The 24,371-nt window shown below is 45.9% G+C and carries 22 protein-coding genes and 1 riboswitch; of the genes, 11 read left to right on the top strand and 11 right to left on the bottom strand.

Annotated elements, in window-relative coordinates:
- Position 1 precedes the first annotated feature (1 nt).
- Positions 2-2,581: a TRAP transporter permease gene (locus R7127_RS01130; RefSeq protein WP_017820274.1), complete on the top strand. Its 2,580-nt coding sequence runs from the start codon at positions 2-4 to the stop codon at positions 2,579-2,581.
- A gap of 45 nt (positions 2,582-2,626) precedes the next feature.
- Positions 2,627-3,064: a universal stress protein gene (locus R7127_RS01125; protein ID WP_005379654.1), complete on the top strand. Its 438-nt coding sequence runs from the start codon at positions 2,627-2,629 to the stop codon at positions 3,062-3,064.
- Between the two features lie 63 nt (positions 3,065-3,127).
- Here the strand turns inward: R7127_RS01125 and R7127_RS01120 are convergent, their stop codons facing one another.
- On the bottom strand, positions 3,128-4,204 hold the full coding sequence (locus R7127_RS01120) for an alkene reductase (RefSeq protein WP_213907298.1): 1,077 nt from the start codon (positions 4,202-4,204) through the stop codon (positions 3,128-3,130).
- Between the two features lie 92 nt (positions 4,205-4,296).
- Between R7127_RS01120 and R7127_RS01115 the strand changes: the two genes are divergently transcribed.
- A complete protein-coding gene (locus tag R7127_RS01115; RefSeq protein WP_005379650.1) occupies positions 4,297-5,244 on the top strand; it encodes a LysR family transcriptional regulator in 948 nt (315 codons plus the stop codon).
- 18 nt (positions 5,245-5,262) lie between these two features.
- Here the strand turns inward: R7127_RS01115 and thiQ are convergent, their stop codons facing one another.
- The 5 genes from thiQ to mpl all read right to left on the bottom strand — a co-directional run bounded on the left by thiQ (position 5,263) and on the right by mpl (position 10,836).
- On the bottom strand, positions 5,263-5,967 hold the full coding sequence (gene thiQ, locus R7127_RS01110; protein WP_047101922.1) for a thiamine ABC transporter ATP-binding protein: 705 nt from the start codon (positions 5,965-5,967) through the stop codon (positions 5,263-5,265).
- Positions 5,967-7,553: a thiamine/thiamine pyrophosphate ABC transporter permease ThiP gene (thiP, locus tag R7127_RS01105; protein WP_318141811.1), complete on the bottom strand. Its 1,587-nt coding sequence runs from the start codon at positions 7,551-7,553 to the stop codon at positions 5,967-5,969. The genes thiQ and thiP overlap by 1 nt, the downstream gene beginning before the upstream one ends.
- A 41-nt stretch (positions 7,554-7,594) precedes the next feature.
- Positions 7,595-8,587 carry a thiamine ABC transporter substrate binding subunit gene (gene thiB / locus R7127_RS01100; RefSeq protein ID WP_005379642.1) on the bottom strand — a complete coding sequence of 331 codons (993 nt, stop codon included), beginning with the start codon at positions 8,585-8,587 and terminating at the stop codon, positions 7,595-7,597.
- A 72-nt stretch (positions 8,588-8,659) separates the two neighbouring features.
- Positions 8,660-8,796: riboswitch (TPP riboswitch) on the bottom strand.
- 37 nt (positions 8,797-8,833) lie between these two features.
- Positions 8,834-9,472, bottom strand: coding sequence for a flavin prenyltransferase UbiX (locus R7127_RS01095; protein ID WP_005379640.1), 639 nt, complete (start codon positions 9,470-9,472; stop codon positions 8,834-8,836).
- A 5-nt stretch (positions 9,473-9,477) separates the two neighbouring features.
- Positions 9,478-10,836: a UDP-N-acetylmuramate:L-alanyl-gamma-D-glutamyl-meso-diaminopimelate ligase gene (gene mpl, locus R7127_RS01090; RefSeq protein ID WP_033906021.1), complete on the bottom strand. Its 1,359-nt coding sequence runs from the start codon at positions 10,834-10,836 to the stop codon at positions 9,478-9,480.
- A gap of 312 nt (positions 10,837-11,148) precedes the next feature.
- Between mpl and fbp the strand changes: the two genes are divergently transcribed.
- Together fbp and ppa are read left to right on the top strand one after the other, a co-directional pair.
- Positions 11,149-12,165 (top strand): class 1 fructose-bisphosphatase, encoded by a 1,017-nt coding sequence (gene fbp, locus R7127_RS01085; protein ID WP_005383114.1) that lies wholly within the window; start codon positions 11,149-11,151, stop codon positions 12,163-12,165.
- A 127-nt stretch (positions 12,166-12,292) separates the two neighbouring features.
- The gene (gene ppa, locus R7127_RS01080) at positions 12,293-12,823 is read left to right on the top strand and encodes an inorganic diphosphatase (RefSeq protein WP_005379635.1); all 531 of its coding nucleotides are present in this window, start codon (positions 12,293-12,295) and stop codon (positions 12,821-12,823) included.
- Between the two features lie 73 nt (positions 12,824-12,896).
- Here the strand turns inward: ppa and R7127_RS01075 are convergent, their stop codons facing one another.
- Genes R7127_RS01075 through R7127_RS01060 form a run of 4 tightly spaced genes read right to left on the bottom strand, consistent with a single transcriptional unit; the run spans position 12,897 to position 19,174 of the window.
- Positions 12,897-13,259 carry a DUF2799 domain-containing protein gene (locus tag R7127_RS01075; RefSeq protein WP_017633454.1) on the bottom strand — a complete coding sequence of 121 codons (363 nt, stop codon included), beginning with the start codon at positions 13,257-13,259 and terminating at the stop codon, positions 12,897-12,899.
- 49 nt (positions 13,260-13,308) lie between these two features.
- Positions 13,309-13,656, bottom strand: coding sequence for a gamma-glutamylcyclotransferase (locus R7127_RS01070; RefSeq protein ID WP_005379626.1), 348 nt, complete (start codon positions 13,654-13,656; stop codon positions 13,309-13,311).
- A gap of 44 nt (positions 13,657-13,700) precedes the next feature.
- The gene (locus tag R7127_RS01065; protein WP_172563393.1) at positions 13,701-17,465 is read right to left on the bottom strand and encodes a translocation/assembly module TamB domain-containing protein; all 3,765 of its coding nucleotides are present in this window, start codon (positions 17,463-17,465) and stop codon (positions 13,701-13,703) included.
- Complete coding sequence (locus tag R7127_RS01060; RefSeq protein ID WP_005379622.1) at positions 17,462-19,174, bottom strand: autotransporter assembly complex protein TamA; 1,713 nt, start codon at positions 19,172-19,174, stop codon at positions 17,462-17,464. Before R7127_RS01060 ends, R7127_RS01065 begins: the two co-directional genes overlap by 4 nt.
- Positions 19,175-19,341: 167 nt before the next feature.
- On the opposite strand from R7127_RS01060, the gene msrA reads away from it, so the two are divergent.
- Entirely contained in the window at positions 19,342-19,980 is a 639-nt protein-coding gene (gene msrA / locus R7127_RS01055; protein ID WP_005379620.1) for a peptide-methionine (S)-S-oxide reductase MsrA, read from the top strand.
- Between the two features lie 70 nt (positions 19,981-20,050).
- On the opposite strand, the gene R7127_RS01050 is transcribed toward msrA, so the two are convergent.
- Positions 20,051-20,251 carry a DUF1107 domain-containing protein gene (locus R7127_RS01050; RefSeq protein ID WP_005379612.1) on the bottom strand — a complete coding sequence of 67 codons (201 nt, stop codon included), beginning with the start codon at positions 20,249-20,251 and terminating at the stop codon, positions 20,051-20,053.
- Positions 20,252-20,466: 215 nt separating this feature from the next.
- Between R7127_RS01050 and R7127_RS01045 the strand changes: the two genes are divergently transcribed.
- The 5 genes from R7127_RS01045 to R7127_RS01025 all read left to right on the top strand — a co-directional run bounded on the left by R7127_RS01045 (position 20,467) and on the right by R7127_RS01025 (position 24,370).
- Positions 20,467-21,018 (top strand): YtfJ family protein, encoded by a 552-nt coding sequence (locus R7127_RS01045; RefSeq protein ID WP_318141812.1) that lies wholly within the window; start codon positions 20,467-20,469, stop codon positions 21,016-21,018.
- Between the two features lie 227 nt (positions 21,019-21,245).
- Positions 21,246-21,545, top strand: coding sequence for a DUF2607 family protein (locus tag R7127_RS01040; RefSeq protein ID WP_005379608.1), 300 nt, complete (start codon positions 21,246-21,248; stop codon positions 21,543-21,545).
- A gap of 134 nt (positions 21,546-21,679) precedes the next feature.
- Positions 21,680-22,333 (top strand): zinc uptake protein ZrgA, encoded by a 654-nt coding sequence (gene zrgA / locus R7127_RS01035; protein WP_085569684.1) that lies wholly within the window; start codon positions 21,680-21,682, stop codon positions 22,331-22,333.
- Between the two features lie 52 nt (positions 22,334-22,385).
- Positions 22,386-23,114 carry an ABC transporter ATP-binding protein gene (locus R7127_RS01030; protein ID WP_042522447.1) on the top strand — a complete coding sequence of 243 codons (729 nt, stop codon included), beginning with the start codon at positions 22,386-22,388 and terminating at the stop codon, positions 23,112-23,114.
- Positions 23,111-24,370, top strand: a complete 1,260-nt coding sequence (locus R7127_RS01025; protein WP_005379602.1) for an ABC transporter permease — start codon at positions 23,111-23,113, stop codon at positions 24,368-24,370. The genes R7127_RS01030 and R7127_RS01025 overlap by 4 nt, the downstream gene beginning before the upstream one ends.
- Position 24,371 lies beyond the last annotated feature (1 nt).

The raw sequence follows: 24,371 nt of genomic DNA, 5'->3' as shown, positions 1-24,371 counted from the left end.
CATGGCGACGAATCAAGCTCCGTCACAAGATGTGCAAGAAATGGTGGCTCAGGCAGACACAGGTGCACGTAGCCCTTCGGGAATGCAAGGACGAATCCTTTGGTTTGTTCCTCTGTGTTGGTCACTATTTCAATTATGGTACGCATCCCCGTTACCATTTATTTTCAATTTTGGCGTACTGAACGACACGGAAGCGCGATCTATCCACCTTACTTTCGCGATCTTTTTGGCTTTCACTGCTTATCCAGCGATGAAGAATTCTCCTCGCGATCATATCCCTCTTGTTGATTGGATACTCGCGTTGGCTGGCAGCTTTTCAGCAGCCTATATATACCTTTTTTATACCGAGCTAGCAGGACGCTCAGGCGCACCGACAACGGTTGATATCGTTGTTGCTGTTATCGGTATGCTCCTCCTTTTAGAAGCAACACGCCGAGCACTTGGTCCACCATTAATGGTCGTGGCTGCTGTTTTCCTTACTTACACCTTTGCAGGCCCTTACATGCCTGACGTTATCGCGCACAAAGGGGCAAGCTTGAACAAGGCCATGTCTCACTTGTGGCTAACAACAGAAGGCGTATTTGGGGTTGCGCTAGGTGTTTCTACCTCTTTTGTCTTCTTGTTTGTATTGTTTGGAGCAATGCTGGAACGCGCTGGTGCTGGTGCTTACTTCATTAAAGTTGCCTTCTCGTTACTTGGCCATATGAAAGGTGGTCCAGCTAAAGCGGCCGTTGTTGCATCAGGTTTATCTGGTCTGGTTTCTGGTTCTTCAATCGCAAACGTAGTAACAACTGGCACCTTTACCATTCCACTGATGAAGCGTGTTGGCTTTCCCGGCACAAAAGCGGGTGCGGTAGAGGTAGCGGCTTCAACCAATGGTCAGTTAACACCGCCAATCATGGGTGCAGCAGCATTTTTGATGGTGGAATACGTCGGTATCTCCTACGTTGAGGTGATTAAAGCTGCCCTACTTCCAGCGCTAATCTCTTATATTGCTTTAATTTACATTGTTCACCTTGAAGCATGTAAAGCAGGCATGACAGGCCTTCCTCGTCGCCACAACCCAACACTAGTACAAAGTCTGCTGTCCTTTACTGGCACAATCTTAGGATTGTGTGTGATCAGCGCATTGGTTTACTACGGAGTGGGTTGGACAAAGGACGTCTTTGGTGATGCCGCGACACCAATTGTTACCGTCGCACTATTAATCGCGTACGTTGGGTTGGTGAAAGTCTCAGCAAATCACGTGCAAGATGGCGCAATTGAGATTGATGCAGAATTAACAGAAGTACCTGATCCTGGCCCAACCGTTAAGTCAGGCTTGCACTACCTACTCCCTATCGTCGTATTGGTTTGGTGTTTGACTGTCGAACGTTTCTCACCTGGCCTTTCGGCATTCTGGGCAACGGTGTTCATGATTTTCATTTTGCTTACTCAACGTCCGTTGATTGCACTGCTGTCAAAGCAAGGTGACATGCTTCAGCAAACCAAAGATGGCTTTGTCGATCTTGCCGAGAGCTTAGTTTCTGGTGCGCGTAATATGATTGGTATCGGCGTTGCAACCGCGGCAGCGGGCACCGTTGTTGGTGTTGTTACACTAACGGGTATCGGCCTAGTGATGACCGACTTCGTCGAGTTTATCTCTGGTGGCAGTATCATTCTTATGCTGCTGTTTACCGCCATCATTAGCTTGGTTCTGGGGATGGGTCTGCCAACCACGGCGAACTACATCGTGGTCTCTACGCTAATGGCGCCGGTTATTGTTACGCTCGGCGCGGCGCATGGCTTGATTATTCCGTTGATAGCGGTGCACTTATTCGTTTTCTACTTTGGTATTTTGGCCGACGATACCCCACCTGTAGGTCTTGCAGCTTTTGCAGCAGCCGCAATTGCGAAATCAGATCCAATTCGTACCGGTATCCAAGGTTTTACTTACGATATTCGAACCGCTATTTTGCCGTTCATGTTTGTGTTCAATACCCAGCTATTGTTAATGGGGATCGACTCTTGGTGGCATTTGGCGCTCACGGTCATCTCATCGATCATTGCAATGCTGATATTCTCTGCGGCAACTCAAGGGTGGTGGTTCACGCGTAACAAGTGGTGGGAAACAGTCCTATTATTAGTACTGACGTTTTCGTTTTTCCGTCCAGGTTTTTGGTGGGACATGCTGTACCCAGCGAAAGTTCTTTCTCCTGGCGTTGAGGTAGCTCAAATCACGGAAACACTAAATGTAGGAGAATCATTGGAGTTACGTGTTGCCGGTGAAAACCTTGAGGGCGACTACATTGAGAAAACGGTTCGTCTTCCATTCGAAGACAGTGCGACAACAGCAGACGCACGTATTTCATCTATGGGTCTAATGCTGACCGAAAGTGACAACAAAATGATTGTCGATATGGTTGAATTTGGTAGTCCAGCAGAGTCCGCAGGTATCGACTTTGATTGGGAAATCAAGTGGGTTATCCAGGATGCAGACCGTCCGATGAAAGAGTGGGTGTTTGTACCATGCTTAATGATTTTGCTGGTGCTTGCAATGAACCAAAAACGTCGTGCTCGTAAGGAACAATTGAGCGCATAACCGATTTGGCCCCGAGGATAAAGGGGCCTTAATGAGAGACATTGAATGTACAAACAAATTCTTGTTCCGGTTGATCTAAATGACCAAGGCTTTTCAGACCGAGCGGTTGAACTAGCGGTTTGGCAGGCAAAGCAAGCAAATGCTCAAATCCATCTTCTGACGGTACTACCTGGTATTCACATGTCGATGGTTGCCACATACTTTCCGAAAGATGCTGCGGCCAAAATGAAGCAAGACGTGAAGCAGCAACTAAAAACTTTCGCTAATGAGCATATTGCTGAAGATGTGGTTTACCAAGTGCATGTTGCTGAAGGCAAGGCCTACGCGACCATTCTTGATTATGCAGAACGTTTAGGCGCAGATCTCATCATTATGCCAAGTCACAAGCGCTCTAAAATCAATAAAGTAATGCTTGGCTCCGTCGCGAGTAAGGTTGTGGAATATTCTCCAATCAATGTGATGGTCGTAAAACCGCAAGGCTAAGTAAATACAGAAACGAAAAAGGACGCTAACATTAGCGTCCTTTTTATATTAAACAAGTAAGGGTTATGCCATCACTGGGTAATCGGTATAACCTTCTGCTCCACCCAAATAAAAGTGTTCTGGTTTCGCCTCATTAAGAGGTGCATTTTTCTTAAATCGCTCAACTAAATCTGGGTTTGCGATAAAGGGAACGCCAAATGCGACCACATCAACTTTGTTTTCTGCAATTGCTGTTGCCGCTTCTTGTGCACTGTAGCCCACGTTCGCCATTAAGTGGCCTTGATAGTTTTCACGTGCTGGCTTGAGAACATCTGCTTTTTGTACGCCTTTCAGATCCGCACGCATCACGTGCCAATAAGCAAGATCGAAAGAATTAAGTTGCTCTGCTAAGTAACGCACCAAGCCAACTGGATCACTGTCTTTCATGTCATTAAATCCATTTAGCGGAGATGTACGCAGACCGACTCTTCCAGGTCCCCACACCTCAACGACTTCTTTCACTATCTCAAGTAAAAATCGAGCACGATTTTCAACCGAACCACCGTATTCATCGGTACGTAAATTTGAACCGTCACGAAGGAAGTTATCAATAAGATAACCATTTGCGCCATGTATCTCGACCCCATCAAAGCCTGCTTTCTTGGCGTTTTCTGCACCTTGTTTAAACGCCGCAACAATGGAAGCTATCTCATCCACTTCGAGTGCTCGTGGTACCGTATATGCTTGCTTACCCGAAGGGGTATGGACTAATTCATCACGAATGGCCAATGCGCTCGCCGCTACAGGTGTTTTTCCTTCATTCAGATCAGGATGACAAGCTCGTCCCGCATGCCAAATTTGCAGTACAATCTTACCGCCTCTCTCATGAACCGCATCCGTTACCTTTTTCCAAGCTGCGATTTGCTCTTCGCTGTAAATGCCCGGCTCTGCCATGAAAGCAGACGTACCTTCCATCACCATGGTGCATTCAGCAATGATTAGTCCGGCACTCGCACGTTGAGCGTAGTATTCAACCATAAGGTCATTAGGAATATGGTCCGCACCAGCACGAGCTCGCGTTAAAGGCGCCATAATGGCACGGTTATCTAATGCTAATTGACCGAGTTCGATAGGAGAAAATAAGTCTACAGAGTTGGACATGTTGTTTACCTCAAATGACAATAACTTGATGGCTAAGGATGAGGTGCCAGACTATAATCAGATTAATATTGAAACAATATGGATAATTGAAAGTGATTGTTCGCAATTTAGAAACAATTGACTTTAGAACGCTTTCTATCTTTGTCACAAGCTGTCGACTACTGAGCTTAACCAAGTGCGCGCTGGAGTTAAACCTACCAAAATCTACTGTTAGCAAAGCCATAACCAAACTCGAACAACACTTTGAAGCCAAACTGCTAGAGCGCACAACCCGAAAGTTAGTGATCACCGAAGCTGGCCAAATGGTTTTAGAGCGTGCTGCAAGCTTAGTTGAGGAATTCCACTCAATTGGCCATGACGTTCAGGAGATGGAACAACAGATCCAAGGCCGGCTGCGTATTTCCGCGCCACCAGCGTTGGATGCGTATATGGCGGAGCACATCTTTTTGCCATTTTTAAAACAATGGCCAAAAGTACAAATTGCGTTAGAAGCATCGAACGATTTTGTTGATCTCTTTTCACACGGCTTTGATATGGCAATTCGAGTCGGTCAGATAGTTGATGATCGATTGATCGCAAAAAAATTAGGCTATACCACTCGAGTTCTGGCTGCTAGCCCTGAGTATTTAGCTGAGTTCGGCGTACCTGAAACGCCAGAAGATCTGACAAAACACAACTGTTTGAGGTATCAATATGTTTCAGAAATAGGGCCTTGGACGCTGATCTCACACGATAATACCGTCAATGTTTCAATAACCAGTAACTTCTCAAGTACAACTGTAGAAGCAATATTGAAAGGTGCACTTAAAGGACTAGGCATCGCTAACTTACCTGTGCAAAACATGACGCAAGAGCTAGAAAGTGGCACCTTAGTCAGAGTGTTGCCGCAATGGCACACGGTACCAATGCCTATTTATCTAGTCTATCGTCCTGGAGCAAACCGCCCACGGCGCGTACAAGCAATGATTGACCATATCATGAGCTTAAGATCTCAATTTGAATTTGGCCCTCGGCATGGTTTGTGTTGCGGAGAAGCATAACCTAGCAACTATCAGGCACTAGCATGCTGCTCGGATAAATGCCGCAAGCTTCTCACTAGCATGCTGTTCACTCAATGCAGACATATCACCCGCGGCTTCCACTTTACCATCTGCCACAAACACAAAGTGGCTGGCAATCGCTTTGGCATCGCTTAAATGGTGCGTGACCATCAATACGGTTATTCCCCGCTCTGCTGCCAGTTTTTTTACCAAGCCTAGCATCTCTTCACGCAACACCGGATCAAGCGCCGAGAACGGCTCATCCAACAGCCACATGGGATGAGGCTGAACAAAACAACGCGCTAAGGCAACACGTTGACGCTGGCCACCAGAAAGATGCTCTGGCAAACGGTCGAGGTACTCTGCAACACCAACTTGCTGCGCGGCTTGTTCAATCTGACGATTTTGGTCCACCGTAAGCTTTAGCCCTGGGTGTAAGCCCAAACCGATGTTGTCACGCACCGATAAGTGAGCAAACAAATTGTGCTCTTGGAACAACATAGAGAACGGACGCAGATAAGGCTCTTTACGCACAATGGACTCACCATCAACACAAATATCACCACGGTCAGGATGGATGAATCCTGCCACCAACGCCAGCAAGGTTGACTTCCCTGCCCCACTTGGTCCCATCAGCGACACAATCTGTCCTTGCTCAATCGTTAAGTCAAAACGAAACAGTTCACGTTGGTAGGTGTACTGCACATCATCCAACACTAACATTACGCTCTCTCCTTCGTTTTCAATACTTTCTCAATCAAGGCAAAACAGCCCACACTCAACAACAATAAGGTCACCGATACCACCGCAGCCGCGTCCATCTGATAGCTGCCAAGCAGCTGGAATAAATACAGAGGTAAAGTGCGGAACTCTTGCCCGCCAAACAACGCAATAGCACTTAAATCGCCAATCGCAAACATAAAGCTGATCGCAAACGCATGTGCAAACGGCTTGCGTAGCGCCTGCCACTCCACCACTTTAAACCGTTGCCAGCCACGCATGCCTAAGCTGGCACATACATACTGATACTGTTGTTCAATGTGCAGCATTGGCTGCGCTAGCGTTTTGATCACGTAAGGCAAAGCCATCAAACCGTTCACCAAAATCACGACAAAAAATGCCAAGCTAAAAACATCGGTAAATGCGCGCAGTAGTAAGAATAAACCGGTGCTAATCACCAGACCTGGAGTCACCAAAATAACGGTGCCGATTAACTCAATCTGATCGGCTCGCGTGTTTTTGTACTGCAACCGCCAACGGCGACTGGTCAATAGTATGGGCACCCCAGCAGCGACCGCAAGCGCGCTAGCGACACAGGCGACTTTGAGGGAGTTCAATAGCGCAGACCAAAAATGCTCATCGGTTAATACTGTCCAAACTTGTTGGTTGATGCCACTCAGTAACACCATCAATAACGGCGGTATTACCAGTAAAAAGGCACCTATGATCCAAAAGCTATCCCAAGCTTTTGACCACCCATGATCCTTCGTTAAATATTGCTGTACCGATGTGCTTCCAGCACTGATAGAAACAGGCCTTGTTAACTTCTGCACTCCAATAGCAAGCAGTCCACATAACAGCATCTGCCACAGCGCAAATAACGCCCCAGCTTGTAAATCAAAATCAAACTTAATCGCTTGGTAAATGGCCAATTCAATGGTGGTGGATTTTGGCCCGCCCCCCAACGCCATTACAGTGGCAAAACTGGTAAAGCACAACATAAACACCAACCCACAAACGTGGGGAAGCTGCTGCCTTAAACGCGGCCATTCTACCCAGCGAAACTTATCCCAATGGCTCATCCCAAGATGCGCGCAAAGCTTATGCTGCTCGGCAGGAATAGACTCCAAGGCTTGCAGAAGCAATCGTGCCGCGTAAGGTAAATTAAAGAACACATGGGCGAGTAAAATGCCGTTCAAACCGTAAATAGAGAATGGCAGTTTAGTGTCGAAACTTTGCAACCACTGCGCCAACAAACCACTGTTGCCATAAATCGCTAACAGCCCAAAAACACCAACCAAAACCGGCAAAACCAGTGTCGATGCAAACAGCTTAAGCAGTAATGATTTACCAATAAATTGGCGACGCGAAAGTGCGTGCGCTACTGGAATGGCAAAGCCAACACTGAGCAATGTGGAAAGAAACGCTTGGTAGAAACTGAACTTGGTGACATGTTGATAGTACGGGTCGCCCCATACCACAGACACATCAAGTGAAGGGGCTTGAACAATCAAAGCACCTAGGGCAGAAATAACAAAGGTCGCGATGATCATCGCGACCCCTAAACCTATTTTTGGAACAGAATTCAAAGGTAAAACCTATCTCATTCAGATGAGGATGGAAACGTCAGCTAAAACGTCAATGCGCTTTGCCATTCGCGAATCCAAGACTTACGCATTTTTGCCACTTCATCAGCACTAAAGCTCAACGACTTGCTTGGAACACTCAAAGTTTCAAAACCTTTAGGTAACTCAACGTCAGTGACTGGGTACATCCAGTTACCCGTTGGCATCGCCGATTGGAACTCATCACTTAAAATGAAACTCATAAATTGATCAGCAAGTTCTGAATTTTTTGCCCCTTTCACTTTGGCGGCGACTTCAACTTGCATGTAGTGGCCTTCAGCAAAATTCGCCGTAGCAAACTTCGAATCGTTTTCCGCAATTAAGTGGTACGCAGGTGAAGTGGTGTAAGAAAGCACTAAATCGGACTCACCATTGAGGAACATAGAATACGCCTCAGACCAACCTTTCGTGACCGTTACGGTTTTGCTCGCTAGCTTCTGCCACGCTTGCGTCACATCGTCGCCATAAATAGATTTCATCCATAGCATTAAGCCTTGGCCCGGCGTTGAAGTCCGCGGATCTTGGTAAATCACTTTCAGATCGTCGCGCGTTTCCACCAGCTCTTTCATGCTTTTCGGCGGATTAGCCAGTTTCTCTTTGTTGTACACAAACGCGAAGTAGCCGTAATCGTACGGTACAAACGTCGTGTCACTCCAACCGTTTGGTAACACTGTGTTAGCCGTATCCACATTGTGCTCGGCAAGCAGATCGGTTTTCTTCGCTTCTGCCATCAGATTGTTATCCAAACCTAATACGATGTCCGCTTTGCTATTACCGCCTTCAAGACGAAGACGATTCAGAATCGACACACCATCGTCCAACGCTACGAAGTTAACGTCACAGCCACATTTTGCTTCAAAAGCTTGCTCGATTTTAGGACCCGGGCCCCAATCTGCGGCAAAAGAGTCGTAGGTATAGATGGTTAATGTGTTTTCAGCGGCAAACGCTGAAGTAGAGGTGATTGCAGCTAAGGCAATCAGATTTAGAGTGGGTTTCACTGCTCGCTCTCCATGAGTATTTCAGAGAAATAAGTTGAGCGGCACAGGGTTTGAGGCGGCTATTAAGGACTTCCAATATCCAGACTCAATTCCTACGCCAGCATTATCTGGTTCAGGTAATACGGGTCCCTAGTTAAACACTTAGGTCTCAGCGCCCCAATGCATTGATTGACTCAATGCTAAATGGGTTTGCTCCCCGATGAGTTGGATGGATTGTAAAGGTATTTGAGTGGTTACACAATCAGCTCACGAGCGCTGGTCATAACCCCAACGAGGCACCAAACCTTGCTCAATACCTAAGTGGTCAAGAATTCTCGCCACCATAAAATCCACTAAGTCTTCAATACTCTTTGGCTGATGATAGAAGCCTGGAGCTGCTGGCATGATGGTGACGCCCATTTGCGATAGCTTGTGCATGTTCTCCAGATGTAGCGTTGAAAATGGTGTTTCGCGAACCACGAGCAACAACTGCCCGCGCTCTTTCATTACTACATCAGCGGCCCGTTCGATCAAGTTGTCCGACATACCGTGTGCTATGGCTGCAACGCTTCCCGCAGAGCATGGGCAAACCACCATTTGCTTGGGTGCAGCAGAACCAGAGGCAACCGGCGAGAACCAATCGTCTTTACCGCAAACGGTGATGTTATTTCGATTGCAGTTCAGGTGCTCTACCAATGCTTGCTGCGCCGCTTCTGGGCCACTTGGTAGCTTAAGATTATGCTCGGTTGCCATCACAACACGAGCTGCCGAAGAAATCAGAACGTAGACATGATAATCCGCCGCAACCAAGCATTCTAAAAGACGAAGGCCGTAGGGAGCACCAGAAGCACCCGTTAATGCCAACGTGATGGCTTTTTTATGAGAGGGTTGTGTTTTGTTTTGCATATCAATCAGGCTTTTTGTTTTAACTGCTCAAGAAGTTTTCCGTGAATACCACCAAAGCCACCGTTGCTCATGACTAGAATTTGGTCACCTGGTCGCGCACGTTCGACGATCTTGGCTACAAAGTTATCTATATCCGCATCGACAAACGCTGGCTGTGTGCATTGGTCGGCAATGTCTTGCACAGACCACTCGATATTATCTGGCTGGAACAAGAAGACTTCATCTGCACTGTGTAGTGACTCTGCAAGTGTGTTTTTGTGTACGCCACGCTTCATGGTGGCAGAACGCGGCTCTAACACAGCTAGGATGCGTTTTTCACCTACCTTGTTACGCAAACCACCGACAGTAAGTTCAATTGCCGTTGGGTGATGCGCAAAATCATCGTAAACCGTCACACCTTGTTCTTCACCTTTCAGCTCTAAACGGCGCTTGGTATTGATGAAACGCCCTAATGCCTGGCAAGCAAGATCCGGAGTGACTCCAACATGTCGTGCAGCAGCGATTGCCATCAGCGCATTATCCACATTGTGGTCACCCACCAAATTCCATTCGACGGTACCAACCTTCTCGCCTTGCAACGCAACGTCAAATTTTGAGCCATCAAGCACTAATTTGTGCGCTTGCCAGTCACCATTCTCACCAGAGAACTGTTTTTCAGTCCAGCAGCCACGCTCTAATACATCCGCTAACGCCTGATCTTTTCTCGGCGCTAAGATCAATCCATTGCCCGGTACAGTTCGCACTAAATGATGGAATTGGCGCTTGATCGCTTCTAGATCATCGAAGATATCAGCATGATCAAACTCAAGATTGTTCATGATTAAAGTGCGAGGATGGTAATGCACAAACTTAGAACGCTTATCGAAAAAAGCACTGTCATATTCGTCCGCTTCAACGACAAAAAACATACTTTCACCCAAACGAGCAGACACTCCGAAGTTACCGAGTACCCCACCGACTAAGAAACCCGGTTGATAACCACAATCTTCAAGTATCCAAGCAAGCATGCTCGACGTGGTCGTTTTCCCATGTGTACCCGATACCGCCAATACCCAACGATCATGCAGCAAAAACTCGTTGAGCCACTGCGGGCCAGAGGTGTAACGCATGTTAGTGTTGAGCACATGCTCGACACAAGGGTTGCCACGGCTCATCGCATTACCAATCACCACAAGATCTGGTTGAGGGTCGAGTTGAGACGGGTCAAAGCCTTCAATAATTTCAATACCTTGAGACTCAAGCAGTGTGCTCATTGGCGGATAAACGTTGGCATCAGAACCAGTGACTTTATGTCCTAATTGGCGCGCTAGAATCGCTGCGCCGCCCATAAATGTGCCACAGATACCCAAGATATGAATGTGCATAAACTAAACCTTGTAATGCGTTTTTTAATGCTTTCATTATCGCGATTACCGCCTGAAAAGCGAGTGACTTTAGCCTTCTTCTTGCAGTCCCTTTCACAAATATGACAAGGTTGAACACAGACTGTACAACCTCTTGCTTACTGATGAATCCCTCAAACAAGTCTACAAATAAATTGAGATCTCAAACAGTTACTTCATTACCATTAAAAAGATCTGCGACTTAAACTTACATCCAGCGCAATCGTTTAACATCCATAAAGAGATGCTCACTTGCGCACTACCCCCAATGAAATGAAAATGTAAGGATTAACCATGTCAGGACTGCGCACCCTAGGCGAGTTCATTGTCGAAAAACAAGCGGATTTCCCCCACGCTAGCGGTGATCTATCATCCCTTTTAGCCTCCATTCGTTTAGCTGCAAAAATCGTTAACCGCGAAATCAACGCAGCGGGTCTCGGTGATATCACTGGTGCTGTAGGCACGGAAAATGTCCAAGGTGAAGATCAGCAAAAGCTCGATGTTTACGCGAACGATAAGTTCAAAGCCGCGCTTGAAGCTCGTGATCAAGTGTGTGGCGTTGCCAGTGAAGAAGAAGACGAAGCAGTTGCGTTCAATAAAGAACTCAACCAAAACGCCAAATATGTAGTACTGATGGACCCACTTGATGGTTCTTCTAACATCGATGTGAACGTCTCTGTTGGTACTATCTTCTCGATTTACCGTCGTGTTTCTCCAATCGGTACTCCACCAACTGAAGAAGACTTCCTACAACCTGGTCACAAGCAAGTGGCTGCGGGCTACGTGATTTACGGCTCCTCCACCATGTTGGTATACACAACTGGTAACGGCGTAAACGGCTTTACTTACGACCCATCTATCGGCAGCTTCTGTCTTTCTCATGAAAACATGATGATTCCTGATGATGGTAAGATCTACTCCATCAACGAAGGTAATTACATTCGTTTCCCTCAAGGGGTGAAGAAGTACATCAAGTACTGCCAAGAAAACGTGCCAGAAGACGGTCGCCCATACACTTCTCGCTACATTGGCTCGCTGGTTGCTGATTTCCACCGCAACCTACTGAAAGGTGGTATCTACCTTTACCCAAGCACACAAAGCCACCCACAAGGCAAGCTACGCCTGCTTTACGAATGTAACCCTATGGCATTCCTCATTGAGCAAGCTGGGGGCATTGCATCGGACGGCGTGAATCGCATTATGGACATCAAGCCTACTGAGTTGCACCAGCGTGTACCTTTCTTTGTGGGTTCGAAGAACATGGTTCGCAAAGTTGAAGAGTTCCTTGAACTGCACCGCGACGAAGAATAATTTCAGACCTTTGTCCAACGCGGCAGGTGTTTACCTGTCGCGTTTTTGTCGCTAAAGTGAAACGCGAATTTATCATCAGATGAAGCCGCTTTTGTGTGACTCATCGTTAATGAAAAGGAATATTCTAATGAGCTTAAACCATGTACCAGCAGGCAAGTCGCTGCCTGAAGATATCTATGTCGTTATCGAAATTCCTGCAAATGCAGATCCAATCAAGTACGAAGTAGATAAAGACTCTGGTGCTGTATTTGTCGACCGTTTCATGTCTGCACCAATGTTCTACCCATGCAACTATGGCTACGTGAACAATACCCTGTCTCTTGATGGCGACCCAGTCGACGTATTGGTACCAACACCATACCCACTCATGCCAGGTTCAGTCATTCGCTGCCGTCCTGTTGGCGTTTTGAAGATGACAGATGAATCGGGTGAAGATGCAAAAGTGTTTGCGGTTCCCCACTCAAAAATCTCGAAAGAGTACGAGCACATCCAAGATGTGGACGATATCCCAGAACTACTGAAAGCGCAGATCACGCAATTCTTTGAGCGTTACAAAGAGCTTGAAGCAGGCAAATGGGTGAAAGTGGATGGTTGGGCAGATGTTGCTGCCGCCAAAGCTGAAATCCTAGAATCTTACGAACGAGCTCAGAAAAAATAAGCATCACTGCTGATACAAAATTAAAAAGAGCTGCTCTAGGGCAGCTCTTTTGCTTTCATCTTACCTGTGTCAACTAGATAGGTGCGCCTGCTGAAGACATTCGTCCAGCGTCGTAGTCATGTTGAAAGAAGGGGTCAACATCATCACAAATGCCAAAATACGGCCGCCCGATAACACCGAGCATATAAGCACTTTGCTCACAATACTCTTGTTTGCCTTGCTGGTAACCCGCTTGATAAGCCATTATCAGTTCTGGCGTCGCATGGTTAACATCATCCAGCTTCGCAATTCGCTCCTCAGATAACTCCCGTAATCCATCTAAAGCTGACTGCTTACCAAACACTTGCCAATCGGTCACATTATTCGAAGTCGGTAGTGTTGTTTGTGCGCATGCAGCAAGAAGCAACGCCATTACTCCAATTACGAATGCTTTCATCGTGACTCCTTAGTGTTTAGCTCGTTGCTATTGATAATGTCAGTATAGCTCACACCTTTTGACACCAATCTCCGGAAGCGATTTCTTCGGTTAGCTGCTCAGTATCTTGATATAAGTAGATCCAAGCTTGGCCAAAAGGCGTAACGATGCTCTCTCGGCGATATTCCACTGGCACATCTTCTAACCTATCTAGCTCAGATAAGGTTTCACTGTCAATCAGGTACACTTCACCTTGAATCGAGCGTTGCCCATCAGACAACGCTGGATAAGGGCCTAAGTCATACATTGCAAATTGAGCATCCGTTTCATGTAAACCAAGAAACTGCGCCGAGCGCAAATACTGATGGTTGTACTCTCCCTTGCGTAACGTGCCGTAGACAAAAATCAAATGCTGCATAACCACTCCTTAGTCATGACTGTGTATGCTTAGGTTAAAGCACTTTAATCGAACTCAAACTGATAGAGTAGGTCAACGGCGCTATCTACACCAGATACCGCTTCTAAATACAAGTCTTGCATCAATCGGTAACGCACAGTGAACTCACCTAGGGAGTTAAAGATGCCGACACCATATTTCACCTGCAAACCTGGCAGAATATAACCACTCACCGTCACTTGCGAATCATCGCCCGACCCAGCAGTGTCCAACTGTAAATCCTGTACGCCAAAGGCTTCACCGATTTCACCAACCACACGACCACTCTTCGCCAAGCTTAAACCAATTAAGGTAGTCGTCATTGCATTACCACCGGCTTCACCATCAATATCTTGACCACGAAGTAGATAAGAAAGTGCATTGGCTTGGTTCATCGCGGGCTCTGAGAAAATTTCTATACTCGGATCAGATGCTGGGCCTGACACTTGTACCCCCGCAATGACATCATCTTGGGTATTGTCTGGATTACGAATCGCTTTGATAGACAAGTAAGGTTGATCTGGTGGACCATTCATCAGAATCTTACCTTCTTTAATCAATAAGTCCTGACCAAACGAACGATAAGAACCGTCGACAACATTCACTTCACCAACGATGAAAGGACCTTTGTCTTTTTGTGTCACGTTTAGGTTCCCTTTCAACCCACCTTTTAAACCAAAAGCGGCAAGTTGGAAGTCATCACCAATTTTAATGTTGATGTTCGTTTCCACATCAAACGGCATCGCAGCCACATCGTCCACTGGCTGCAAGTTTTTATCGAGAATAACGGTATCACTCGATACGCCTACCGCACTTGGTGGAAGCTCTTCGACGACAATTCTGCCCCATGGCAAATTAATATCACCCTCAATTTTCGCAAGCTGAGGAGTCACATCTATTGTCATGTCAGGCTCAACTTTGATTTTTACCATTGGGGGCAAATCAACATTGAGCTCTTTAGCAAATACACGCGCTTTAGTGCGCCAGTTCTGTAAGTCCTGCCAATCGGCATCACCGATAACGTTCAACTCACCATCCGGGGTTAAAATTCCGGCATCCAAGTCCGCTTGATGGCCTTTAAAGTTGATGACGACCTGCCCTGAGTTTATATCTATCGGTGTGACTTCACCCTGTAGCTTCATTTGGTCAATCAAGAACTGACCATTAACCTTCGGATGCATGACGTCACCTGATATCGCTAGGTCAGTATTCATGTTTGCTTTAAACAAGCTGTACTCACCAATCAACGGTGCCAAGAAATCCAAGTGGAACGTAGAGAGTGAAACCTTACCATCAATAGTGGGCTTTTCAGTCGAGACATTCAGTAAAGAAACCTTACCAGACAAGTCACCGTTATCTTTCACATCAAATAGCCACTCGGCATCAAGCTTGTCTTTCGCTAATGCTGCTTTAAAGTTGAAGCTTTCCCAACCGACTTTAATTGGCTGTTCAAGCGCTTGTTCAACTTGGCCTTTTGGCATATTGACACTTAAGGTTACTTCAGGCTTTTTCTCTGGTGCCCATTTAGCAAAAGCCTGTGCATTAACCGAGCCTTGCAGCTTGGTTTCTGGCGGCAGGAATTGTTTGATTTGGTCAAAATCAAAATCATTGATGGCTAACTTCGCCTGGCCACTCTTACCGACACTAATGTCTTCGGTTAGACATACGCTCGACTCCGCTTGCAACCAACAATGCGCTTGAACGTTCGCGATCTGTTTGTCGATATTGACCTTCACCGCGGTCGATTTTTGCAACGCCCACGGGCCTTGTTGCGAGCTCAGCGTCAAGCGGCGCAGCGCCCCATCCCAAATCATTTCTGGTTTCTGCTGGAATGTCCCTTCAATTTCTAAACTGGTCGACACCAGGTCAGACACTACATCGAGCGTAAGTTGATGCAGTTTTTCATCCCCAGAGACTTCAAGGTCAGCACTATCAACTTTTATGTCGTCATAGGTAATGTTGTTCGCAATTAGGCTTATGTTCGCTTTTGGTGCTGGCAGAGGCTTCACATCACCCTTTAAGGTGATCGTTTCTACGTTCGCCTGTTGCTGCCAGTTTATCTGATTTAAAGCGAGATCAAGATTGATGTCTGGTTCTTTCAAGCTACCACGTAGTGCGACTTTACCTTGCATTTTACCTGCAAGATCCGGAACACTTTTCGCAAAATCAGGGAAGTTAACCTCAACATCCATCAGAATTTGCTTATCGATCTTACCCTTTGCACTCAGTTGGTTCGGGCCATGAGAAAGCGCTAAACCCTGAGTGGTAAGTTGGATGTCTTCGCCTTTGCCGTTCTTATCAGACGCTTCAAGTTGCCCTTCAACATTCAGCGGATAACCTCGCAAAATGCCGTCAATGTCTAACTTAGGCAAACTGACTTGCCAACCGCCTTGTTCTGTTAACGACCCCGAAGTCGAAAGATTACCGCTAATATCCCCTTCGGCTTCTTTCCACTGCAATCCTGGTTGAATGTTCTTCAGGTTTAAGTCAGCTTGCCAGTTGATTGGCGCGGCCCAATTGGCCATGACTTTCCCAGAGAGTTCGCCCCCTAAGGTTTTCACTACAAGGCTTTCGAGGTCAATTTGCTCTAACGTACCTTTGCCGTTTAGTGCGACATCAACGGCGGGAATATCTTTGCCTGACGCTTTGGTTTCTAATGCGACTTCGTAGCCATCAAGTGAGCCTTTTGCCGCCAAGCTTGGTACAGAAACCTGGTAATCGCTTTGTCCAAATAGCGGCCATTGCGCCTGTACATTTTTAATCGCGACATCAAACGGTAACTGCGTTTTAAGCGGTTGAATATCACCTTTGATCTCCGCTTGTACAAGCTCAGAAAGCGTAGCATTTAGTGACAAATCACCAACCGAACCCGAGACCGAAAGCGACAGTTTTTGTCCCTTCGCATCCGCTTGCTTCACTAACGCGTCCAGTTGCGCTTTGATAGGGTAATCAGAAGAAAGCGTCACTTGTGTGCTCAACTTGCCTTCCACTTCTGGCATGTCGAGCTCTAACGTTTTGACATCAACACGTTCACCGCCTGCTCTTGCAACCAAACCAAGATGATTGACGATCACTGGCGTTTCACCTGCCAGTTTAAAGTTGTGAATATCCAGACGGCGCGCTTCCACCGTCAGTGGAATCCATACTTCGGGTAACACAATATCTTGCGGCGTAGCATCGGCTTCTTTCGGCTCTTCAACAACCGCTTCTGGGGTCGCTTCACTTGGTGCGAGCGCAACATTAATGTCTTTCAACGCAGTTGGTGCGATCACCAAACGATCGCCTTGCATCGACAAAGCGGTCGAGAACGTTTGCCAATCAATTTGATTGCCCAGCACATTGACATTGATGTCATTAAAGCTGACTTTATTAACAAAAATTGGCACTGGCGTACTGATAGAACGCAGTGGTTGTGTTTCCTCTTGCTCCTCGCTTGCTGGCGGTAGCTCTGGCATCTTAAAGTCAAGCCCCTGCAGTCTTAACTCATCGACACAGACCTTAGGATCAAAGAAACAGCGGAAGTTCACTGCCAAAGCTAAACGCTCAACTTTGGCGTCGATATTCAAAGACTCATCGACAAAACTGACGTTATGCAGTTCGAAGCGAGGAAACAATGAACCCTGCACTTTTTCAATCTGCAATTGTGGTAATGCTTTTTCAGCTCCCCACAAGGCAAATTTGAGGCCTGGGTGGGTAAACAAAACTGTCGCGACAATAATGATGAGCAACAGCAATAGACCAATCAAACTGAGCGACAGCCATTTGGTCCACTTAAACATCATTTTGATCATAGCTCAGGCCCCAATGAGAAGTGGATACGAAACTCTCGTTCTGGTTTTGCATCCAACCCCCATGCAAAATCAAAACTAACAGGGCCCACCGGAGACGCCCAGCGGATACCAACACCAGCACCTGATTTCCAATCTGGTGTTTCATTAAACGCATCACCAATATCGTAAAACGTTGCAGCCCACCAGTTTCCATAAACACGATATTGGTATTCTAATGTACTGCTAACAATGTATTTACCACCCGTCAAAGCACCACTCTCATCCACAGGTGAAATAGATTCATAGCCGTAACCACGAATATTATTGTCACCACCAGCGAAGAAACGCAGCGACGGTGATAGCTTTTCAAGTTCATCGGTAATATTCGCACCACCTTCTAGGCGGAACAAACCACGATGATTCTCTCCAATACCACGAATCCAAGAAGTCGAGCCAATTAAGCGGAGCACTCTAGTTTCAGAAAGCATAGCGGTATCACCATACTCAATAGTGATGCTTTGCTTGTCTCCCCACATTGGCATATTGCCCCCTCGAACCCTAGTCCGAGAAAATGTCGCACCTGGAAGTACGAAGTTGAATTCATCATCTTGTAAACCTTGCGTAAAGCTCTCGTACAAATGACGAACATAAACGGTATTATGCCAACCACCGTCTGCTAACCAATGACGTTCCACTGCAAGGTTAGACTCGATACTCTGTGTGTCACGGTTGTCTAGGTTTTTAAGCCCATATTGAACTTGATAATAATCGTTAGCGACATCTTCTAAAGGAATTTTGTAAGAAGCAGTCACGGTTTGCTCTGGCTTAGATAGGGATAAAGCAGTGTTGAAACTGTGTCCTCGGGAGCTCACCCAAGGTTTCTTCCACTTCAACGTTCCTCGAACGCCGACATCCGTTGAGTAACCAATACCCGTCTCGATCTGATTCTTCGAAGCAGGAGATAAAGACACTTTAATTGGCAAGTCTCGGCCATCATCAAGCCTATCCAATTCAGGCTCAACAAAAACTGAGGAAAACCACTCCGTATTTGATAGCTTCTGGTTAAACTCGCCCAGCTTCGAAACGTTGTATGGGTCCCCTTCTTTAAAAGGTTGTAATGATGCGACACGATCTTCCCAGATGTGGTTGCCAATAAAAGAAACGTCGCCAAAATTGAAACGTATTCCACTGCTGTAGTGCAAACGGACATTAGCTTCGTTCAGATCAGGGATAACCTCTAATCGACTTAGCGTAAACTCACCATTGAAGTAACCACGCTGAAGCGCCAAGTTACGAATGCCTGACTTAAGGGTGTCGTATTGGCCTTGATTCAAAACTTGGCCAACTTTGAGCGGAGAGCGCTCAATAAGTTTTGCAAACTCTTCATCGTCCTTGGCCTCTCCAGTGATGACCACATCCATGACTTTCACTTTCACTGGCAAGCCCGGCTTGATGAGCACAATTAACTCATCATTCGCTTCAGGAATAGAGTATGAAATTTTTGCATGATAATACCCAAGCGCGTTAAGCGCTTCAGTGATACTTTGATCTAATCTCGCTTGAAAACGCAGAGAAGTGGAGTAATCCTTCTCTGGAATAGATGATAGATACGCACTGACATTCTCTTCTAAAGCGCCATCAATGCCTTTCAAAGTCAAAGAAACATCGGCATAGGCACCATGAGAAAAGGCAAACAGGCCAACAATGGTGGGGAGAGCTTTTTTTATCATGCTTTTATGGCTGAATGAGGTTAAGTAAACGTAAATAATGATAACGCCAATTAGATTCTAAGTCTGTAATATTAATAGGTTTAACGCGGTCTATGTCATCACAGCATCAGATACAGACGAAATGAAAAAGTTCGCAAATTTAAGACACGTATTGAAGGACAAATACCATGCTCAACAAACAAACATTGATCAGTATAGAAGATGCCTTGCCAGGTAGAGATCAACCAATGCAGATTGACGATCATCATTTTGTAAATAAATCTAACCTAAAGGCGCCTCTGGCGTCACACCAACAGCAGATTTTGCTCGGAATGGGCTGTTTTTGGGGCGCTGAGCGCGTATTTTGGCAACTCGACGGCGTTGTATCTACTTCGGTCGGTTACGCTGGGGGGTACACACCCAATCCCACCTATGAAGAGGTCTGTACAGGTAAAACGGGTCATACAGAAGTCGTACGAGTCGTTTTCGATGAACGCGTCATCTCATTAGAAAAGCTACTGGCTGTTTTTTGGGAAAAACACGACCCAACTCAGGGAATGCGTCAAGGTAACGACTTAGGTACTCAATATCGTTCAGCAATTTACACTTATTCGACGGAGCAGCTCGAGAGCGCAGAGAAATCGAAACTCTTGTATCAACAAGCACTGCAAGAAGAGCAACGCGCGAACATCACCACCGAAATACAACCAGCAGGTCCGTATTACTTTGCGGAAACCTACCACCAGCAATATTTGGCGAAAAACCCTGATGGTTACTGTGGCATCGGAGGAACGGGAGTTTGCTTCCCACCAAGCCTCCAAGGATAAACCTAACCAGCAACAAAAAGAGCGACCGATATGGTCGCTCTTTTCTAAATCTAAGTGGGTACCAAGCTAACTAAGCCGATAATGATGCTATCACTTGGTTGACTTCTTTAAAGATGGTGAGCCTTTTATGATCGTTGACGTCAGGTAGTAACACTTTGCCATTGTCGAACTGAAAACAGCCAACCCCAACAATAAAAAATTGACCTTTGAACAACGTTTTAACAAAACGGGCCACTTGTAATGGTCGATATACAGCAAACTCACGTAGCATAACTCACCTCAATTCCTTTGAGAAAACACGGATTGCTTATTTTTCCTCTGCAATCTTAATGCGCAATTTGCGACGGAACTCATTTTAGCAAATTCTAAATATAACGCAAGATTACACCACTCCATACGTTAAATAAATGTTATCAACGGTCCTACAAATTTCTAGGATCTGGATATATACTGGAAGCTTCCAAACCTCGTACGGAATATAACAATATGAAAACTAAGACTCTCCTACCTCTATTACTGGCCTTAACGCCAAGCTTGACCTTTGCACACAACTTGTCAGTGGGAAAAAGCGTTCCTCCTGTCAATGTTGCCGCTTACGGCGAGATTGTTTTACAAGGCGAAGGCGTTGCATACCAACCCTGGGCAACTCAACATATGCAAGGCAAAGTTCGTGTCATTCAAGCCATTGCAGGCCGTAGCAGTTCAAAAGAGATGAATGCCCCTTTAATGTCAGCAATAACAGCGGCAAATTTTCCACAAGAAAGCTACCAGACGACGACTATCATCAACCAAGATGATGCAATTTGGGGGACAGGCTCTTTCGTGAAGTCTTCAGCTCAAGACAGTAAAAAAGAGTTTCCTTGGTCATCCATGGTTCTTGATGAAAATGGCGTAGTTGCTAATACTTGGGACCTGAAAGAAGAAAGTTCGGCCATTATTGTTCAAGACAAAACGGGCAAAATTCTGTTCGTCAAAGAGGGCGCACTTGAGCAAGATGAGATAATAAAAGTCATTGAGCTTATTAAACAGAACATCTAGCTTCATTGAATGGCTCCTTGCTCTTGTTGTAAGGAGCTATATGAATTTGATTAGAAGCATGGGCAGTGATAACTCTGCTCTTTATAAGTGCGACACTTCCATCAGAGAGTATTACCAATATTTTTCGGCACGTATGTGTGGAGTTAAATTTTTCTGCTAGCCAACAAAAGAGTGAACTTTTATTCATTATGGGTGTTATATTATAACAGTCGGTAAGAGGAGCTCAGATGTACCACCACCAGCAAAAAACACTAAGATATTGGTATCGCACTGCTTTATTTTTCAGTGTTGCGTTGCTGATCGCTTGGAACTTTGCGGTTGTACTTCATCAAGTCGATCTGACGCCCGACCATCATACCCATCATCATTGCCAATTATTTTCTGGTGTTCAGCACGGTATAGCAAAGGTACAACCTACCCTCTCTACACCGACTTTTACGCGCGCCCAGCATCATCATGTTTTTTTGCATCTCGTGTACGGCGAAGAAGTTCTTGGCGCTGCTCGTGCCCCTCCTTATTTTGCTTAATTTCCAAACTATTCCACACTCAAAATTATTGAGTTCATTTCCGCACCTAGTGTGTCAGGGAACAATAACTTAGTGAAACTCGAATCTGAGCAATACCGCCTTTGGTTAATGCCAGTAAAATTAGGAAAAATACAATGTCATCAAAACACGTTTTAGCCCTTGCTATTGGCCTCACTTTATCGACAGCAGCGAATGCAAACGAATACCGCCAGCATGGTGCTCATGTGCATGGTCACGTCGAGTTTAATATCGCCCAAGATGGCAAAGATCTGTTAGTAGAGATCACAGCTCCTGGAGCTGATGTTGTGGGTTTCGAACATGCTCCAGAAAACGCACAACAAGAGCAAGCGCTTAAACAAGCCGTCGCTACACTCGAAGACAGCAACGCATTGTTCGCTATTAACTCACAAGCTGATTGTAATATTGAAGAAGCTTACGTGAGCCACAACCTAAGCGAAACTCATGAGGAACATGATCATAGTGAGCACGACCATGATGACCATGCACATCACGATCATGAAGGACACGAACACCATGATCATAATGAACATCATGATAAACATGACCACCATGACGATCATGATGAGGCGCACGATCATGGCGGTCACGGTGAATTTTCGGTGCAATATCGCTTCAATTGCGAACAAGTTAATCAGCTTAGCCAAATCCAAACCGATTGGTTTAACCAATTCCCAACTACAGAGTCCATCAGCGTCAATATATTCACTGATACCATGCAATCAGCAATTAAATTAAGCAAAGATAACACCCAAATCGTAATCAAATAACACGAGTGGCGTGTAAGTACCCACTTACACGCCACAGCTTTGGTGATTTAATATGACTGAAACCACACCAAATGTTGTCGAGCTAGAGGATGCCCAATTTTTCTGGCCCGGTTCAACCAACGCGACCATCCACATCCCCAAATTACACATTACACAAGGCGAACATGTGTTTATCAAAGGTCCAAGTGGCTGCGGTAAATCGACCTTGCTCGCTTTGTTGACGGGGATTAACACATTAACTTCAGGCTCTCTATCTGTACTCGATACTGACCTTGCTAGTTTAAGTGCCAGTCAGAGAGACCGCTTTCGCGCCAATCATATTGGCTACATCTTTCAACAGTTCAATTTATTGCCGTACCTTAACGTACTTGAAAACGTATTATTGCCATGTCAGTTCAGTAAAATACGACGTGACCGTGCCCATTTAGGTGCCTCATCTCAAACGTTAAATGAACAGGCTCAGGCCCTACTAGAACGACTGCACTTGCCAAACGAGCTTCATACACGCCCTGTCTCTGAATTGAGTATTGGTCAACAACAACGTGTGGCTGCGGCTCGAGCTCTGATAGGACATCCAGAGTTAGTGATCGCTGACGAACCAACCTCAGCTTTAGACTATGACAATCGTAAGGCATTTATTGAGCTCCTCATGGAGCAAGCGAATCAAGCCAATGCCACACTGGTATTCGTTAGCCACGACCCAACACTCGAACCCTTATTCGATCGCACGCTCAATCTACCCGACATTAATCAAGTATCTAGCCTAGGAGCCATATCATGAGTGCTGTTGTAAAGCTCGCCTGGAAGAGCTTGATGAACCGCAAAGCGACGGCAATTCTAACCATCATGACCGTTGCGATTTCAGTGGTACTCCTCTTGGGCGTCGAGCGTATCCGAACTCAAGCCAAGGATAGCTTCGCCAATACAATTTCAGGCACAGACCTCATTATTGGTGGACGCTCTGGGCAAGTGAACCTATTGCTCTATTCTGTGTTTCGTATTGGTAATGCGACCAACAACATCGATTGGAAAAGCTACCAAGAGTTTGCCAATCATCGTTCAGTCGATTGGGCTATTCCAATCTCGCTTGGCGACTCGCATAAAGGCTTCCGAGTTATGGGAACCAATCACAGTTACTTTGAGCATTACAAGTTTGGAAGTAAGCAACCACTAACATTCAGCAAGGGTAGAGAATTCAATGGTTTATTTGAAACCGTACTAGGTTCTGATGTCGCTAAACAACTTGGTTATGATATCGGTAGCGAAATCATCATTGCCCACGGCATTAGCGACGTTGGCTTTAGCCGTCATGACAATCTGCCATTTAAAGTTGTCGGTATCCTTGCACCTACAGGAACACCAGTCGACAAAACTGTCCATGTATCATTGGAAGCCATCGAAGCCATTCACGTTGGGTGGGAAAGTGGTGCGCGTTTGGGCCCGACACCCAAGGCACAAGATCTCAAAAACAGAGACTTTCAGCCCAAACAAATTACCGCTATGCTCGTTGGTTTGAAATCTCGTATTCAAACTTTCGCCCTGCAAAGACAAATTAACACCTACCCCAAAGAGCCGCTTAGCGCCATTATGCCCGGCGTTGCGTTGCATGAGTTATGGGGAATGATGTCGGTTGCAGAGCAAGCCCTAATGGCAGTATCTGGTTTTGTCGTGATTGCAGGGTTGTTAGGTATGTTAAGCAGTCTATTAACTAGCCTACAGGAACGCCGCCGTGAAATGGCGATTTTGCGTGCCATGGGAGCAAGGCCTCGTCATGTTTTCTCACTCTTAATTAGTGAAGCTAGCTTGCTTACTGCTGCTGGTATTATTACTGGCGTTACTGGGCTGTATGCCATTCTTGCTATCGCGCAGCCGATCATCCAACAGCACTATGGAATACATCTCACCTTAAGCATCTTATCTACTTATGAGTGGATGCTATTAGGTTTCGTACAATGCGCTGGTATTGTGATTGGTTTCATTCCCGCACTCCGCGCCTACCGACAGTCACTGAGTGACGGAATGACAATAAGGATTTAAT

The sequence above is a fragment of the Vibrio sp. 1159 genome (assembly GCF_033340395.1).
Classification (GTDB): domain Bacteria; phylum Pseudomonadota; class Gammaproteobacteria; order Enterobacterales; family Vibrionaceae; genus Vibrio; species Vibrio alginolyticus.
This window is presented reverse-complemented; position numbering and strand designations above follow the sequence as displayed.